Origin of the sequence: Anabaena sp. 54, assembly GCF_017355725.1 — a bacterium.
Classification (GTDB): domain Bacteria; phylum Cyanobacteriota; class Cyanobacteriia; order Cyanobacteriales; family Nostocaceae; genus Dolichospermum; species Dolichospermum heterosporum.
On record NZ_JAAVWA010000035.1, the window covers coordinates 41,689 to 56,929 of the forward strand.

General features: G+C 39.6%; 21 protein-coding genes. 10 read left to right on the plus strand and 11 right to left on the minus strand.

The genetic code is table 11. The annotated features are described in order from the left end of the window. Positions 1–35: 35 nt before the first annotated feature. Positions 36–1,004 (minus strand): ROK family protein, encoded by a 969-nt coding sequence (locus tag HEQ36_RS22295; protein ID WP_053540721.1) that lies wholly within the window; start codon positions 1,002–1,004, stop codon positions 36–38. 980 nt (positions 1,005–1,984) lie between these two features. Between HEQ36_RS22295 and HEQ36_RS22300 the strand changes: the two genes are divergently transcribed. The 5 genes from HEQ36_RS22300 to HEQ36_RS22320 all read left to right on the plus strand — a co-directional run bounded on the left by HEQ36_RS22300 (position 1,985) and on the right by HEQ36_RS22320 (position 6,204). Further along, the gene (locus tag HEQ36_RS22300) at positions 1,985–2,959 is read left to right on the plus strand and encodes a sucrase ferredoxin (protein ID WP_053540722.1); all 975 of its coding nucleotides are present in this window, start codon (positions 1,985–1,987) and stop codon (positions 2,957–2,959) included. Between the two features lie 313 nt (positions 2,960–3,272). After that, positions 3,273–3,650, plus strand: a complete 378-nt coding sequence (locus HEQ36_RS22305; protein ID WP_168635774.1) for a YtxH domain-containing protein — start codon at positions 3,273–3,275, stop codon at positions 3,648–3,650. 122 nt (positions 3,651–3,772) lie between these two features. Continuing rightward, a complete protein-coding gene (locus HEQ36_RS22310; RefSeq protein ID WP_168635775.1) occupies positions 3,773–4,228 on the plus strand; it encodes a DUF948 domain-containing protein in 456 nt (151 codons plus the stop codon). Positions 4,229–4,659: 431 nt separating this feature from the next. Beyond that, positions 4,660–5,469: a TPM domain-containing protein gene (locus HEQ36_RS22315; protein ID WP_039204881.1), complete on the plus strand. Its 810-nt coding sequence runs from the start codon at positions 4,660–4,662 to the stop codon at positions 5,467–5,469. Between the two features lie 105 nt (positions 5,470–5,574). After that, positions 5,575–6,204: a precorrin-8X methylmutase gene (locus HEQ36_RS22320; protein ID WP_039204879.1), complete on the plus strand. Its 630-nt coding sequence runs from the start codon at positions 5,575–5,577 to the stop codon at positions 6,202–6,204. A gap of 178 nt (positions 6,205–6,382) precedes the next feature. On the opposite strand, the gene HEQ36_RS22325 is transcribed toward HEQ36_RS22320, so the two are convergent. The 10 genes from HEQ36_RS22325 to cobS all read right to left on the minus strand — a co-directional run bounded on the left by HEQ36_RS22325 (position 6,383) and on the right by cobS (position 11,893). Further along, complete coding sequence (locus HEQ36_RS22325; RefSeq protein ID WP_053540725.1) at positions 6,383–7,063, minus strand: hypothetical protein; 681 nt, start codon at positions 7,061–7,063, stop codon at positions 6,383–6,385. A gap of 68 nt (positions 7,064–7,131) precedes the next feature. Further along, positions 7,132–7,968 carry a 4-hydroxy-tetrahydrodipicolinate reductase gene (dapB, locus tag HEQ36_RS22330; RefSeq protein ID WP_027403260.1) on the minus strand — a complete coding sequence of 279 codons (837 nt, stop codon included), beginning with the start codon at positions 7,966–7,968 and terminating at the stop codon, positions 7,132–7,134. Between the two features lie 259 nt (positions 7,969–8,227). Beyond that, positions 8,228–8,566, minus strand: a complete 339-nt coding sequence (locus tag HEQ36_RS22335; RefSeq protein ID WP_168635776.1) for a type II toxin-antitoxin system PemK/MazF family toxin — start codon at positions 8,564–8,566, stop codon at positions 8,228–8,230. Further along, positions 8,556–8,921, minus strand: coding sequence for a hypothetical protein (locus HEQ36_RS22340; protein ID WP_205748495.1), 366 nt, complete (start codon positions 8,919–8,921; stop codon positions 8,556–8,558). Before HEQ36_RS22340 ends, HEQ36_RS22335 begins: the two co-directional genes overlap by 11 nt. A gap of 17 nt (positions 8,922–8,938) precedes the next feature. Continuing rightward, on the minus strand, positions 8,939–9,160 hold the full coding sequence (locus HEQ36_RS22345; protein WP_027403257.1) for a hypothetical protein: 222 nt from the start codon (positions 9,158–9,160) through the stop codon (positions 8,939–8,941). 61 nt (positions 9,161–9,221) lie between these two features. Then, complete coding sequence (locus tag HEQ36_RS22350; protein WP_053540729.1) at positions 9,222–9,485, minus strand: type II toxin-antitoxin system RelE/ParE family toxin; 264 nt, start codon at positions 9,483–9,485, stop codon at positions 9,222–9,224. Continuing rightward, the gene (locus HEQ36_RS22355) at positions 9,475–9,705 is read right to left on the minus strand and encodes a hypothetical protein (protein WP_168635777.1); all 231 of its coding nucleotides are present in this window, start codon (positions 9,703–9,705) and stop codon (positions 9,475–9,477) included. The genes HEQ36_RS22350 and HEQ36_RS22355 overlap by 11 nt, the downstream gene beginning before the upstream one ends. 58 nt (positions 9,706–9,763) lie before the next feature. Further along, positions 9,764–10,018: a hypothetical protein gene (locus HEQ36_RS22360; protein WP_168635725.1), complete on the minus strand. Its 255-nt coding sequence runs from the start codon at positions 10,016–10,018 to the stop codon at positions 9,764–9,766. A gap of 453 nt (positions 10,019–10,471) precedes the next feature. Then, positions 10,472–11,056, minus strand: coding sequence for a DUF3782 domain-containing protein (locus tag HEQ36_RS22365; RefSeq protein WP_053540732.1), 585 nt, complete (start codon positions 11,054–11,056; stop codon positions 10,472–10,474). 63 nt (positions 11,057–11,119) lie between these two features. Next, on the minus strand, positions 11,120–11,893 hold the full coding sequence (gene cobS / locus HEQ36_RS22370; protein ID WP_168635778.1) for an adenosylcobinamide-GDP ribazoletransferase: 774 nt from the start codon (positions 11,891–11,893) through the stop codon (positions 11,120–11,122). A gap of 211 nt (positions 11,894–12,104) precedes the next feature. Between cobS and HEQ36_RS22375 the strand changes: the two genes are divergently transcribed. The 5 genes from HEQ36_RS22375 (at position 12,105) to psbM (ending at position 15,145) form a co-directional block, all read left to right on the plus strand. Continuing rightward, positions 12,105–12,557, plus strand: coding sequence for a hypothetical protein (locus HEQ36_RS22375; RefSeq protein ID WP_168635779.1), 453 nt, complete (start codon positions 12,105–12,107; stop codon positions 12,555–12,557). Positions 12,558–12,898: 341 nt separating this feature from the next. Further along, entirely contained in the window at positions 12,899–14,047 is a 1,149-nt protein-coding gene (tgt, locus tag HEQ36_RS22380; protein ID WP_168635780.1) for a tRNA guanosine(34) transglycosylase Tgt, read from the plus strand. Between the two features lie 337 nt (positions 14,048–14,384). Next, on the plus strand, positions 14,385–14,522 hold the full coding sequence (locus tag HEQ36_RS22385) for a photosystem II reaction center protein K (RefSeq protein ID WP_006195022.1): 138 nt from the start codon (positions 14,385–14,387) through the stop codon (positions 14,520–14,522). A gap of 133 nt (positions 14,523–14,655) precedes the next feature. Further along, positions 14,656–14,952, plus strand: coding sequence for a 2Fe-2S iron-sulfur cluster-binding protein (locus HEQ36_RS22390; protein ID WP_168635781.1), 297 nt, complete (start codon positions 14,656–14,658; stop codon positions 14,950–14,952). A gap of 88 nt (positions 14,953–15,040) precedes the next feature. After that, positions 15,041–15,145, plus strand: coding sequence for a photosystem II reaction center protein PsbM (gene psbM / locus HEQ36_RS22395; RefSeq protein WP_071992815.1), 105 nt, complete (start codon positions 15,041–15,043; stop codon positions 15,143–15,145). Positions 15,146–15,241: the final 96 nt, after the last annotated feature.

The window sequence follows — 15,241 nt, forward strand, 5'->3', positions numbered from 1 at the left end:
CTTTGCGCCTTTGCGCCTTTGCGTGAGAAAGAAGTTTAATCCAAAACATTCAAACCCAAAGCCACAGCCCCCCATAAAGGTGCATCATCACCCAATAATGCCCGCACAACCTCAAAATTCACCTCTGGGAGTGCGGTTTCCCTAGCCACCTTTCGCACCACAGTCCAGAAATTATCCCCAGATTTGGTAACACCACCACCTAAAACAAACCGTTGAGGATTCATGAGGTTGGCGACATTACCAATACCGACCCCCAAAGCCCATGCACCCCTGTATAATACTTCTTGTGCTATTTCATCTCCGTTGGCTGCTGCGGTGCTGACGACTTTGCCTGTAAGTAAGTTGAGATTATTACCAGTCAAATACCTGAGTACGTCTCCTCTGATTTTACCGTTAGTGCTAGGTGGTTCTTTCTCCAACATTTCCCGTGCATTTTGCGCCATGTAGGGACCAGAAGCTAAACGTTCTACACATCCCCGTTTTCCACATAAGCATAAGGGACCTCTAGGATCTACCACAATATGTCCAATTTCTCCCGCCATGCCTAATGCACCTCGCCAGGGCTTACCATCAAGTATCCAGCCTCCACCTACACCTGTACTAATGGTAATGTAAAATAGGCTATCATATCCTTGACCAGCCCCAAAGCGATGTTCACCAACAGCAGCAACGTTAGCATCATTATCTATACTGGAAGGTGCGTGATAATCTTCTTCAAGTATTTGTTTAAGGGGAACATTTTCCCAGCCAGGAACGTGATGAGATAAGCGGACTAACCCTGTGGTGGCATCCACTGGACCACCAAAGCTGACACCAATGGCATCCGGCTTTCTTCCTTTTAGCACGGAATCAATGAGCGATCGCATGATTTCCAAATCAGTCAAAGCATCACCATTTGTAGGAGAAAATCGTGATTCATGATCCAACCACTCCTTACCACCAGCCTTAACTGTTGCTGCTGCCAATTTTGTCCCGCCAAAGTCTAGAGCTAAAATTAATGTCATATAATTAAAAATAGGGAGTTTACGAAACAACTATCAAGCATTCACCATTATTACTGAATAACAATTTTGCTGTAGTTCATTATGAAACCGTCTTCACTATTTGGATATAAAATATTTCTATATTGATCATACTTATGTCCTATATGTAAGTAGGTTGGCGTTGAAAATTGTCGTTATGGCAAGGCAAGAGGCAAGAGGCAAGAGTGAAGAGGGTTTGGGCGATTTTACGTTTCTTTACACAGTTTGGTTTTATTGTGTTCACCTACTTAACCTAATTCATTACATTTGTAAATCCAATCACAGTGATTCTAAATTTCTGTTAGACTATGGACATTGTTAAATTTCATGAAGAATAAATTAATACAAAGATATATTTTTGTAGAATTCACCTAACTAACTAGTAGTCTGTCAACCCGAAAATGACGGGTGAAGGCAAGTGGGAGGTAGGGGAGGTAGGGGAGGTAGGGGAGGTAGGGGAGGTAGGGGAGGTAGGGGAGGTAGGGGAGGTAGATTAGGCTGGAATTAAAATACACGATTAGTTCAAGATAAAGATTTACATCTTTATATTTTTTTATCAGACAATTGAGAATATTTCGCAATATAGATAAATTAAGATATAATTTACTAACTAAGTAGGTGAACACAATAAAACCAAACTATGTAAAGAAACGTAAAATCGCTGAAAACTTCTTTACTCTTGCCTCTTGCCTCTTGCCTTGCCATAACAACAATTTTCAACGCCAACCTACTTAGCGAATGTATTTCATTCGGTATCCATCAAATAAGTCATAAATTAGCCGTAACCATTTTTAAAATAACTCCTGTAAATTATAAAATAATGCTGTATTTTTAATTATTGTATATTTTTGAATAGTTTTTGAGATAATTTTTTCAATAGGATTTATTTAAGCAAAAGCAATTTAAAAAATCAGGATTTTATCTAAACATTGACCATTAACTTTCTACTTGAGTAAGTCTAAATGAATAAACTTTTTTGTGCAGATAATTCACGAGAAATCCAAGAAGATATCATTGGTAGCGCTACCAACTACCAAACCTACATTTTAATAGAATGTCCTACCCCTTGGGTTTATGAAGCCTTTGAATCTAAATGGGTACCAGATAACTTACGCAGTTTAGTAGAAAATATAACCCGCGATCAACTACCAATTCGGTTTCTATTAATTGCCAATGATGAATCCCATAGACGACAAGAAACAACCCTATTAATTTATCAACAGCAACAGGGATTAAGTCAAGGATACCGAAAACAAGAATTTAAATTACCAAATATTGAACAAGTCGCCGGAGTTGTCAGTAAATGGTTAGCAGGGATGAGTGTTGATTATGAAATAGAATCCAGTATTACCAGAGATATCTTAATATGTACTCATGGTAGCCATGATCAATGTTGTGCTAGATATGGCAATCCTTTTTACTTTTACTCTCAAAATACAATTGCTGATTTACAGTTAAATCACATCAGAATTTGGAAGTCAAGTCACTTTGGAGGACATAGATTTGCTCCTACAGCCATAGATTTTCCCCAAGGAAGATATTATGGCATCCTCGATCAAGATACCTTTAAATCAATTCTTACCCACACTGGGGATATACAATGTTTACATAAAGTTTATCGTGGTTGGGGAATATTGCCAAATCCCCTCCAAATCTTGGAAAGAGAACTCATGCTGCGTTTAGGTTGGGATTGGTTTAACTATCAAGTAACAGGTAAAATCATCGAAAAAAGCTTAGATAATCATACAATTATTGGTGAGTTGAGTTTTGAACAACCTCCCGGTACTCTCTACACTTATCACGCCAAACTTATAAAAGATGATGTGAAAACACAAACAGTTAAGGTTTCTTGTCATGCTGCCAAAGAAACAGTATGTTTGAAATATGCTATATCTAATCTTTGGCTGGTAGGGAAGAAAGTGGCAACTTATAGTTAAAATATGGCAGGAGTCAAGAAGAAGCTTAAGTATATACTTAAAAGAAAACTATAGGACTCCTATTTGAGTTATGAACTAGTTTTTTTAACGAACCACAGAGACACAGAGGACACAGAGGTAGGAAAATAAGAGATGTTCACATTTCATTTAGGATTGCTATAGTACAACACGGCATAAATAAACCAACCATTCTAAATCGTTAAAAAGCCTATACTGTCTTCGTTTTGACTTTTGACTTTTGACTTTTGACTTCCGCCCTGGGGTACTAGACTCCTGTATAAAATTAAATTTTATGGAGTAGAAAAATAAAAAAATGTCTAATAACCGTTCTGGAATCTTTATTGCTGGTTTGATGTTAGGAACAGCTATCGGCACTTTAGTCGGTTTATTAGTTGCTCCGCGCACAGGCCGCGAAACCCGTAAACTAATTAAAAAATCTGCCAATGCTATCCCCGAATTAGCGGAAGATATTTCTACCAGTGTCCAAATTCAGGCAGATCGTCTTTCTAGTAGCACCCTAGACAACTGGGAAGAAACTGTAGATAGATTGCGGGAAGCGATCGCTGTTGGCATAGATGCTACCCAGCGCGAAAGCCAAAGTTTCCACAAACAAAATACTGTTGATATCAGCAGCACCCCAGACGACACCGATTCCCTGACTGAAAAACTAGAACGTTCAAAAATGCCATAAGTAGGTGAACACAATAAAACCAACCTGTGTAAAGAAACATAAAATCGCTGAAAACTTCTTTACTCTTGCCCTTGCCCTTGCCCTTGCTATAACGACAATTTTCAACGCCAACCTACTTAACCGTGATTGATCCTTTATTTTGGCTGGGACTATCCATCCTCCTAGTTACTGTCAGTCTAACAACCGTTTTAGTGGCAGCCATCCCCGCTTTGCAGGAATTAGCCCGTGCTGCTCGTAGTGCCGAAAAATTCTTTGACACCCTTTCACGGGAGTTACCGGCCACTCTCAACGCTATCCGCGACACCAGTATAGAAATAACAGACTTAACTGAGGATGTTAGTGAAGGTGTCAAAAGCGCCGGTCAAGTTGTTAAACAATTTGATCAAAGCCTGGATAATGCCAAGAAACAAGCAGAAAGTATGCAAATCGGCACTCGTAGCGTCTTCATTGGCTTTAAAGCCGCTTGGAAAAGTTTCACACGCCAAAAAAATCCCAGGAAAAATACAAAAACACTTGCCAATCCGAAACCGAATGAGAAACTACCGAAACATACAGCAGAAGTCAGGACTCAGGAGTAAAATTGGCTTTGCAGTTATACTCAAAACGGCTAGAAGCTGGACTTTTTTATCATACAAAGAACAAGGTTCAAAGCCTCTCCAGTATTAAATATTATTCCTTTTCCCTCTCCTCTTAGGAGAGGGTTAGGGAGAGGTGCAAAGGAGAGGTTTACCAGAGGGGTTTCATATTTGGTTAAACTATGAACCGTTTCAATTTGCTGTATCAAATTTAACTATGTGCATATTTAAGTGTTGATACCATCAAAAATCAAGCATTTTTATGGAGTTTATTCCTGACTCCCGACTCCTGTTCCCAATTTCTCTATCAGATTTTGTTAAGATACCTAAATATTAGAGTAAAGTAAAGAAGTGTAAAGAAATATCACTTTTACATTACGCTTTAAAAAGCACTTGTTACATTATCCTCTTGATTTTATAGTATAAAAACGTTCATGCACCTGTGTTTTTGGCGACGAATTTTAGTATCAATTGCCGTATTTTGCTTTGTTGGCTCAATTTTAGCAATTGATTCCCCATCAGCCCTAGCTTATGAAAATCCCGATTTACTACCCAGCTTTGTAACACCAGTAGTAGATTTAGCAAAAACTCTCCCTGACCCCCAAGAAGAAAAGCTAGTTAAAGAATTAGAACAGTTTGAAACTGACACCGGTTGGAAACTGCGCGTTTTAACTCAGTACGATCGTACCCCAGGTAGAGCAGTGATTAAATATTGGGGTTTAGATGATAAAAGTATTCTTTTGGTAGCAGATGCCCGTGGTGGTAACATCCTCAGCTTTAGTGTGGGTGATGCAGTTTATGAATTCTTACCTCGCACGTTCTGGATTGAACTACAAACCCGCTTTGGTAACTTATATTTTGTTCGTGAAGAAGGAGAAGATCAAGCCATTCTCCAGGCTCTAAATTCAGTTAAAGGTTGTTTACTCAAAGGTGGTTGTAACGTCGTTCCAGGACTACCTAGAGAACAATGGATACTCACCCTTGTTACCTCCGCTGTTGGCGGGATTATTTGTGGTTTTGCTGGCCAACCCCGTGGCGATAAAAAAATAGTTGCTTGGCAATGGGCATTAATTTTCTCACCTTTATGGGGAATGTTATTTATTGCCTTCGGTATTGCTCCAGTTATTACCCGGACAACCGATTGGTTGCCTCTAGTCCGCAATATTTCCGCTTTTGCCATTGGTGCTTTAGTAGCTTATTTATCTCCCATGCTGAATCGGATTTCTCCCGATGCTGAATCCTGAAAAATGACTGGGGAATAGGGATTAGGAAGGGAAATTTGCAATTTTACAGTTCAAACTCCAAAATACTGATAAGCTAAAGGCTAATATATAAGAAGCTAAATAGCAATGGAATGGCACGTAACTGATGCTCAGAGTTTGGCAATTATTGATAATGAAATTGGTGATCATATTTTTTCACCAGCAGAGTATGAAATCGTCCGTCGCGTAGTTTACGCTACAGCCGATCTTGAGTATAAATCCTTGATTCGGTTTTCAGAACAAGCATTACAAGCTGGAGCAGCCGCCTTAGCTACGCGAACTACTATTGTGGTAGATGCGCCAATGGTGCAGGTGGGTATATCCCACGATATTCAAAATACTTTTGCTAATCCAGTGTATTGCAGTATGGAAGCAATAACACGACCCCAAAAGGAAAAAACCCGTGCAGCTTGGGGCATTGAAACTCTGGCTAGGCGTTATCCAGAAGGGATATTTGTAGTTGGTCAAGCACAAACAGCTTTAACTGCACTGGTGGAATTAATTGAAGCGGAAGAAATTAGACCCGCTTTAATAGTTGCTACCCCAGCAGGTTTTATCAATTCAAAAATTGTAAAAGAACGATTACAAGAATCCTTAGTTCCTTATATTACTGTCGAAGGTCGCAAGGGTAACGCTGTCGTAGCTGCTGCTATTGTTGATGGTTTAGTGGATTTGGCTTGGCAGGCCTATGGACAGGATAGAAATGTAGGCGGATGATGTAGGGCAGGGGGTAGGGGGAGTAGGGGGAGTAAGGGGAGTAAGGGGAGTAGGGGGAGTAAGGGGAGTAAGGGGAGTAGGGGGAGTAGGGAGCAATTTTTCTTTTTTCCTTCTTTCTTCTTTCTAACTCCTGACTCCTGACTCCTGACTCCTGATGAAGGGCGCAGGCCCTGCGCCCCTACTTCCTATTTCCCGAACGACGGCGGGGTTTTCTCTCCTGGTTCGCACGCAAGCGCACACTAACCTCGTTGAAAAAGTCTCTGCGGACATAGGGGTAATCACTTACCCATAAATCACGACTAGGAATATATATATCGCTGAATTCTTCAATAGTGCTTAAATCAGAACTATTGGACATAACCACCATTTCAGCTATTTGTCCACGAGCAATGACTTTATGAGCGTTACGTAGTGGAGCTTCAAACTCCACAGTAAATCCTGTATCGTCGCCTATTTCTAAGTTAATCCGCTTTTCGCGGTTTTCGATGATGACTAACTCACCTTTACTATTCACGGTTTCCTGTTTACCCATTAACCGATCCGTAATCCACCAGTCTAACACTCGTCCCCGAAAAAAGCCACTGTATTTGTAACGGCGGCATTTTCTATTGCGTATACTTGCTTGGAATATGGGATACCAAAGCCAAAAGAAAGCGCCAAATACCCCAAAGAAGAATATTAATCCAAATTCTAATCTAAACAAGAATTGTATCAGCAGTAGTACAGCTAAGATCACCACAGAAATTAGTATCCGTTGCACAAAACTGCTTACTTTCCCCCAATAGTATTTATATTGTGGTCCAGAGGCAATTAGGGGGATAATTTGTTCAAATTTTTGGCGAGTTAAGGGAACGAGCATATTTTACATTTTGGATTTTGGCTTTTGGATTTTGGATTGGAAAATCACCAATCGAAAATTGCTAACAGTTAAAGTATTTTTTCTAGCCCATATACTAATGACTTTAGCTGATTAACTTTGCGAATGGCTAATATTACTCCTGGCATATAACAGGCGCGATCGCTGGTATCATGACGTAAGGTATAAATTTGTCCTGCTGCGCCAAAAATCACTTCTTGGTGGGCAATTAGTCCTGGTAAGCGGATACTATGAATTCTAATCCCTTCGTCTGCTAAACTGCCCCTAGCTCCGGGTATTTTCTCCGTTTCTTCCACAATAGCAGTATTAAAAGTTTTGCCCATTTCCGCTAATAGTTGAGCAGTTTGAATGGCTGTACCGCTAGGAGCATCAGCTTTTTGGTTATGATGGAGTTCGATAATTTCTACATGATCAAAATACTGGGAAGCTCTGAGGGCGGCTTCTTGGAGTAGTACCATACCAATGGAAAAGTTAGGAATAACTAAACAACCCGTACTGGCTTTTTCGGCAAAATCAGCTAATTCTTCGAGTTGTGCCGGACTTAAACCCGTAGTTCCCACAACTGGACGAATTCCATAGGCGATCGCACTGCGAATATTGCTATAAACTGCATCAGGATGAGTAAAATCAACTAATACCCCCGGCTGCATCTGTCTCTCCCCAGCCACATACGCCAACATTGGCTCTAATTGATTCGTAATTGGTACTTCCAAGGGTTCACTTAAACCCGCCAATTCCCCCGCATCTTTACCTTGATGTTCAGGAGTTGTGTCAATTGCACCCATTAAAGTCAAATCAGATGCTGCTGCTACCGCTTTAATTACCTCTCGTCCCATTTTACCAGCCGCACCGTTGACAATAACCGGAATAGAAGTTTGATTGCTCATAGATTTAAGAATTATTTTTAATTCAACAAAGAAATTGTCTCACAAGAGATAACCAACGGCACAGAAGCCACTTAATCTTCTTGGGTTTGAGGATTTTCGCTTTGCCAAACTAGATAATTTAAAAAGCTAAGAACCTCTTGTAATTTATCATCAGGGATGACTTCCAAACTTCCAAACGTTGTACTACCTTGTTTCTGAGTTTATTCATCTCTGTAATACTCTGAATAGTTTTTAGTATGGATTAATCTCAGAACGCTTTTTAGAAATGTAGAATATCACACAAAATATCCACAATTAAGGTTTGAGTCTTTAATGATAATGAGCCTAACTCACGCTGAATAAGTGAGGATCGAAGTGTTACCAAATGATCAAGTCTGATGGTTGATGATTTACGAAGACCACTCATAATAAAATCTGGATTTTCTGGTCTGAGAATAATATCTGTATGAAGGGGATTTTCGGGAATACGGCTGGTGATTAGGGCAAAAATAATGTGCTGATATGCTCCAATTGTATTGGTTAGACAATAGGCAGGACGGACTTTACTGGAAGATAAATCGTCAAAGGGAAATTGAATTAAAACGATTTTACCCTTCATAACCTACAGGTTGTCCATCTTTCAGGGTATAAATATCTTCTTCTGGATCATGCAGAAAAGCAAAACTAGGGTTATTTGCAACAGTATCTAACCAAGTTTGTGCATTAAGTTCATCTTCTGGCATTAAAAGAATAACGCGCACAACCCTGTCCTTTGCTTGGGGAATGGGATGATCAAGTTTGATTTGCCCTTGGGTATTTAGGATACCAGTGGTTTCAATCGCACGCATAGCTAAATCTAAGAGGGGTGATTTTATTCTAACATTATTTGGCTCGTTTATTGTCGCATGAGAAATTAGTAACTCGCGGACAATTTGGCGATATTTAGCTACACAAGTATCAAGTAAATATTGCATAAATTCAATTAAAAATATTAAACTGAAAATATGGTTTCATCAGGTGGCAGCAATTCGTTTCGATAGGACTCAAAGGTAATACTATCTGCAAAACCTTGATGTTGCAAAATTAGATTTGACCAAGTTCTAGTTTTGTTTTCTAGAAATGTAACTAATACAGTGCCTTCGTGAATGTCCTTTGGTATTTCAGCAAGTTGGATCTTTCCATCCTTATAAATTCCCTGAACGGTTTTTAGCATGGATTAACCTCTATCAATTGTGCCACAAGAAACCGCTTGTTATTATCCAAGAAAATAAATGTTACTCATAAATCTTACTACGATGAGCGATCAGAATAATATTAACTAAAACTACTTCATCATCAATGGAATAAACAACTCGATAATCTCCAACTCGATAACGATAATAACCTGAATAATTACCTTTTAATGGCTTAATATTAGGATGAAAACTAGGATTTTCTTCAAGTGTTTGAAAACATCTTGCTAGTTTTTTCGCTAAGGTTTTATTGCTTTTAGCAAAAACTTTTTCTGCCTCTAATGATAATTGAACTTTATACGTTATCTCTAATCATCCGCCAATCTTTTACCTTCCCTTCTTGAACTTGTTGTTTTGCTTGTTCAAAAGCAGATTCAAACCCAGAAATTTTTAATAGTTCTTCTGTTGCATCTTCATTTTCATCATTAAGTAAATCACGTAAAAATTCAGCAATAACTATTAGTTTTTCTGGAGATAATTTATCAATATTTTGTTTGACTTGATTACGCATTTGAGTTGTATTCATAATCTATATCTCTCATAACTATTCTTGTTATATCACTACTCGCTGTTTGATAACGATTTTACCCTTCATGAGCTACAGGTTGTCCATCTTTCAGGTTATAAATATCTTCTTCTGGATCATTAAGAAAAGCAAGGCTAGGGTTATTTGTAACAGCATCTAACCAAGTTTGTTCATTAAGTTCATCTGCTTGTCTTGCCAAAAAATCAGTTAAAACCTGACGAATTAAATTTTCTTCGGAAATGCCAAGATTATCAGATATTTTTTGCAAAATTTGGTCTTCTGTTTCCGAAAGTGAAATTAGCTTTTCTAACATTGGTAAAATCCTTTCTTAAAATCAGATAACTTAAGGACATAATAACATTATGTCCCTACAATTGCACTACCAAACCCGAATAGCAGGTAATGAAACCCCTTAAATCTTCAGATCCCCGACTTCTCAAAGAAGTCGGGGATCACTGAAGTTTTGCGCCGTATGATCAGTAACCGCATCTGGGAAATGATGAGTACCGACGATTTCCCCATGATTTAATGCGTCCATCTTATTGACCCTTTAGTTACTAAATTACAGTATCATCCGCCAAATTCAAAAAATCTGGTAAACCCTAAATACTGGTAATTATACACAAAAACAACGCTTTAGTCCAGCCTATAGCGATCGCCATTCTTGTCGGTTAGCTTAATAATTCGTTGTCTTCCTTAACATAATCTATAGGAATAATGGAATAATGGTGATCTTTATATTACACTGCAATAATTGGCAATCGCACTAATAACTTTGAGCCTGAAAATTATTGGGAATATCCAACTCGAAAACTTGATCATGAATACGAGCCACATAAAGCCCTTCTTGCAGAATTTTCTCGCGTAATTCGTTAGACAAATCAACAGAGGCTAATATGCCATAAAGTCGTTTGTTTTTGTGTTCAGGAAAAAAGTTACGAAACCGTTGTAAAATACTTTTTAATTGAGTAATAGAATCTTCCCTTGCATGACTTTTAACCTCGACGATATAGGCAGTATTTAGCTCACCATTAGCATAGGCAAGAACATCAATTTCCATGTGTTGTCCTCCCTTACTAACTCGCACACTGGGACTGATAACTTCCATCCCAAATTGTTGTCCCAAAATAGTTTCCATTGAAGGCAGGGCAAGACCTTCTGTAAAACTGCCAAATTTTGCACCGAGTCCCCCAATTTGTTTACCTAATTCTTTGAGTTGGCGGTCAGTTGCCTTCTGTTGTTCGGCATTCTCTTTCTGTTGCTGACTAACTTCTTTCAATAGTAGGTCAGTTTCTTTTTGAGCAGTAGCTAATTCTGCTAACAGTTGCCATACATCTTCTGATGTTGCCATAAACACTTTTTCTCCGTAATAATGTTTATTATAATCTGCCAAATTTAAAAAATCTGGTAAATCCTAAATACTGGTCATTATACACAAAAATAACGCTTCAGTCCACTCCACCACAGCGCCATAAGTATCTCCTGTATGTCCACCCAACTGATAATTAAACCAAGCTGGGGTAACAACAGAAATCACACTCCCAGATAAAACCATCCCCACAGCTAAAACTAAATTATGGGGATTCATTACCCAAACAACACCACTTAAACCAATTAACAAAAACCAACTGGGAAATAAATCAAAATAAGAACGAATGGCTTGTTTATGAAATGCACCCTTACCAGTAGGTTTAAGATAAGGGTATTGACAAATAGCCATTTGTTGTCCCCAACGTCCCCACCCACAAGCAGCCATTAATACAAAATAATGGTTTTCAGCTATCTCTGTTAAAGCTGTTGTTTTCAAAATAATAATCACAATAGCGGACATTGCCCCAAACGCACCAGTAGCACTATCCATCATTACCTGTAACCTGCGTTGAGGATCACCCACCGCTAAACCATCAGCCGTATCCATCGCACCATCTAAATGTAACCCTCCCGTAATTGCTATCCACGCACCTACTACCAAGGCATTACGAGTTAGCACGGGGACACCCAAATAATTCATTCCCGTATCTAATCCACCTAAAATCCCCCCAATCATCAACCCAATCACCGGTGCAAAACAAGCAACCTTCTGGAAGTCCAAATTTTGCAGATAGGGTAAGGGAATAGCTGTATAGAAAATCACAGCCGCAACTAAATTTAGCAATTGCTGTTGCCACCAGCGCAAAACGTTAGCCATACTTTAGAAAGAGTTCAATTAGCTAAATACTTCCAGTATTCATGAATATAAATGTTCTCATCATAAATCACTCCCAGACTGACAATCTACCTCAAAAGATGAGACGATCGCCTCCTAAACTTGATATTTTGGAACTATGGGAAATTAACAATCCATCTCATTGATAGTCTGGCTGCGTTGTCACTCACCTTTCATAAACCGCTATTTCTCTATGAGTCATCATCTACCCCACACCAAAACGCCAGCCCCGTGCATAGTCAACATGGGCATAGTTGTCAACAAACTCGATATCCGCCGATTGCTGAATGATTTAGGTAGAGTCCACTACATTTACACCCAAGAAAATAAGCTACTGAGTGAGGGTGACGGGGATGTAATGGAAGTATTCGCTAATTCCCATCGGTCTACCTTAGTCACCAATAATGCACTATATGTGAATGTGGATAGTTTTGATTATCTGGAGTTAAAACTATCTCCACAAAAAGAAACCTACTTCGACTTAGTTCAAGAGGAAATGTGTTTACGGTTGATTCCTCTTTCTACTCCTTTGCAAGCAAGACGCGATCGCCAATTTAACGTTACGGTTATAGAAGCGATGATGGATCAAGTCCTAGCCGCTAGATGGGATGCGGAAATTGATGACGACTGCTGTGATTCTTTTTAAAGGAGTCAGCACTATGGCTAACGCCACGCTACGCTATCGACTTCGCTCAGTGACCGTCAGGAGAAAGAATGAAGTAGAAGTAGGACTTACGCATAATTCATGGAATAACGAACCACAGAGGCACAGAGAACACAGAGAAATGAGGGTTTGAGGGATATTTTGCGTAATTCCTGAGAAGAAAGGAGGTATCACAAAACCTTAACTAAAGAAATCATATCCTCTTTGGGGTCATAGTGGATTGCGGGGTATGACCCTCACAAGACAAAAACCCCCACGAACGCCCTAAGTAACACCAAAAATGTTAAGTTGATGGATAAATTTAGCTAATTAGTATTTTTGCCTTGAGCGCCAATTTTTCCTTTGAAAGTCTCGCTACCTGTAGCCAGACCAAAGCTAGAGCCGGAATATTTTCTACTCCCCACGGAATTGTAGAAACACCCAGGTTTATGCCTGTGGGAACATTAGCTAATGTCAAAACTATCACCCCTGCCCAACTGGGAGCAACAGGAGCGCAGATGGTTTTAGCTAATACCTATCATTTACATCTCCAACCGGGAGAAGCTATTGTTGCTGGTGGTGGTGGATTACATAAGTTCATGGGTTGGTCTGGTCCCATGCTCACCGATTCCGGTGGATTTCAGGTTTTCAGTCTGAGCGAAATGCGGAAAATTACTGAAGAAGGTGTAACTTTCCGTTCTCCTCATGATGGGCAAATCATTAAATTAACGCCAGAACGCTCTATTGAAATTCAGAATATTTTAGGGGCGGATGTGATCATGGCTTTTGATGAATGTCCTCCCTATCCTGCCACCCGTCAAGAAGTAGAAGCTGCAACAGACCGAACCTATCGCTGGTTAAAACGCTCTATATCTGCCCATCAACGCCAGGATCAGGCATTGTTTCCCATTGTCCAGGGGGGAGTATATTTAGACTTACGCGCCCGTGCTGCTCAAGAATTGGCGCAGTTGGATATGCCGGGATATGCCATTGGTGGGGTGAGCGTGGGTGAACCAACGGATTTAATGGCGCAAATTGTCCAAACTACAGCGCCGTTGTTACCGGTGAATAAACCCCGTTATTTGATGGGTGTGGGAACTTATCGAGAAATGGCCATTGCGATCGCTTCTGGTGTAGATTTATTTGATTGCGTTATTCCCACCCGCTGGGCTAGACATGGAACAGCTATTGTCTCCGGTGAACGCTGGAACATCAAAAATGCTAAGTTTCGTGAAGATTTTACACCATTGGATGCAACTTGCCCTTGTTATACCTGTGAAAATTTCAGTCGGGCTTATTTATCTCATTTAGTGCGATCGCAGGAAATATTAGCTTATACTTTGTTGACTATTCATAACATCACCGAATTAATTCGCTTTACTCAAAAGATTCGCGCATCAATTTTGAGCGATCGTTTTGTCACAGATTTTGGTCATTGGTTAGAACCATCAGAAATTGAACTAGTAGTCTGTCAACCCGAAAATGATGGGTGAAGGTAAGCAGGGGGGTGGGGGAGGTAGGGGAGGTAGGGGGGTAGGGGAGGTAGGGGAGGTAGGAGGGGGTAGGGGAGGGAAGAACAGAAGTTTTTTCCGATCATTACCCGTCAAAATAAATTTGACGAACTACTAGAAAAAACCGATAACTGAATCAACACAATCCCTTTAAAACCCACCTGCGTGGGTTTCGCCTGTGTAGCCGTGACTTCTAGTCGCCCGGATTCTCAATCAATCCAAAATCCAAAATCTAAAATCTAAAATCGGATCACCTAACCATGTTAAAATGGATGTCGCATATAAAAGATATTTGATTATTAGGTGGATTTAAACAAACATGGAAGCAGCACTATTACTAGCGAAATTGCCTGAAGCTTACCAAATTTTCGACCCCTTGGTAGATGTATTACCTGTTATTCCCGTCTTCTTCTTGTTACTTGCATTTGTTTGGCAAGCAGCAGTGGGTTTTAGATAAATTACCCATCTCCAATTTTTTGGACAGGTAACATCCACCTGTCCTATTTTTTTGTAAAATTAATATTTCTTAATATTTTGCAATAAATCAATATAATTAATCCAGTTACATCCTCAATTACCAGGAAGCTACGATGGGAAACATTAAATTTGTCAAAGAGAATAAAGAAATAATCGCCGCAGATGGTGCTAATCTCCGACTCAAAGCTGTAGAAAATGGCATTGATATTTATAAATTTTTCGGCAAAATGACCAATTGCGGCGGTGCTGGACAATGTACTACTTGTGTTGTCCAAATTATCGAAGGACTAGAAAACCTATCTCCACGTACAGATTTAGAAAACCGCAAATTCAAAAACAAGCCTGACAACTACCGTCTAGCTTGTCAAACCGTAGTGAACGGACCTATTACCGTCATCACCAAACCTTAAGAGCTTTTAAAAAATTTGGCTTCACTCTGTCATCTATAATGCTATTCTGGAATAGTTGACTCGAAATTACATAAAAGGCTATCTTGCTATGCAAGTTAATGATTTGGGTTTCGTAGCGAGCATTTTGTTCGTACTAGTACCCGCCGTGTTTTTAATCATGCTTTACATCCAAACTTCCAGCCGCGAAAGTTAATTAACAGCTTTGCGAACAGCTAAGGAATGTGAATTAAATAAGGTGCAAAAGTAGGGTGTGTTAGCGACAGCGTAACGCACCATTCCAGGTTACATC

Coding starts and splice junctions, on each gene's coding strand:
- HEQ36_RS22355 (WP_168635777.1), bottom strand. CDS start 9,705: ATGAATACAACTCAAATGCGTAATCAAGTCAAACAAAATATTGATAAA.
- HEQ36_RS22365 (WP_053540732.1), bottom strand. CDS start 11,056: ATGGCAACATCAGAAGATGTATGGCAACTGTTAGCAGAATTAGCTACT.
- dapB (WP_027403260.1), bottom strand. CDS start 7,968: ATGAGCAATCAAACTTCTATTCCGGTTATTGTCAACGGTGCGGCTGGT.
- HEQ36_RS22390 (WP_168635781.1), top strand. CDS start 14,656: ATGGGAAACATTAAATTTGTCAAAGAGAATAAAGAAATAATCGCCGCA.
- HEQ36_RS22340 (WP_205748495.1), bottom strand. CDS start 8,921: ATGCAATATTTACTTGATACTTGTGTAGCTAAATATCGCCAAATTGTC.
- HEQ36_RS22300 (WP_053540722.1), top strand. CDS start 1,985: ATGAATAAACTTTTTTGTGCAGATAATTCACGAGAAATCCAAGAAGAT.
- HEQ36_RS22360 (WP_168635725.1), bottom strand. CDS start 10,018: ATGTTAGAAAAGCTAATTTCACTTTCGGAAACAGAAGACCAAATTTTG.
- HEQ36_RS22295 (WP_053540721.1), bottom strand. CDS start 1,004: ATGACATTAATTTTAGCTCTAGACTTTGGCGGGACAAAATTGGCAGCA.
- HEQ36_RS22320 (WP_039204879.1), top strand. CDS start 5,575: ATGGAATGGCACGTAACTGATGCTCAGAGTTTGGCAATTATTGATAAT.
- HEQ36_RS22345 (WP_027403257.1), bottom strand. CDS start 9,160: ATGCTAAAAACCGTTCAGGGAATTTATAAGGATGGAAAGATCCAACTT.
- HEQ36_RS22375 (WP_168635779.1), top strand. CDS start 12,105: ATGAGTCATCATCTACCCCACACCAAAACGCCAGCCCCGTGCATAGTC.
- HEQ36_RS22325 (WP_053540725.1), bottom strand. CDS start 7,063: ATGCTCGTTCCCTTAACTCGCCAAAAATTTGAACAAATTATCCCCCTA.
- HEQ36_RS22305 (WP_168635774.1), top strand. CDS start 3,273: ATGTCTAATAACCGTTCTGGAATCTTTATTGCTGGTTTGATGTTAGGA.
- cobS (WP_168635778.1), bottom strand. CDS start 11,893: ATGGCTAACGTTTTGCGCTGGTGGCAACAGCAATTGCTAAATTTAGTT.
- HEQ36_RS22385 (WP_006195022.1), top strand. CDS start 14,385: ATGGAAGCAGCACTATTACTAGCGAAATTGCCTGAAGCTTACCAAATT.
- HEQ36_RS22335 (WP_168635776.1), bottom strand. CDS start 8,566: ATGAAGGGTAAAATCGTTTTAATTCAATTTCCCTTTGACGATTTATCT.
- psbM (WP_071992815.1), top strand. CDS start 15,041: ATGCAAGTTAATGATTTGGGTTTCGTAGCGAGCATTTTGTTCGTACTA.
- HEQ36_RS22315 (WP_039204881.1), top strand. CDS start 4,660: ATGCACCTGTGTTTTTGGCGACGAATTTTAGTATCAATTGCCGTATTT.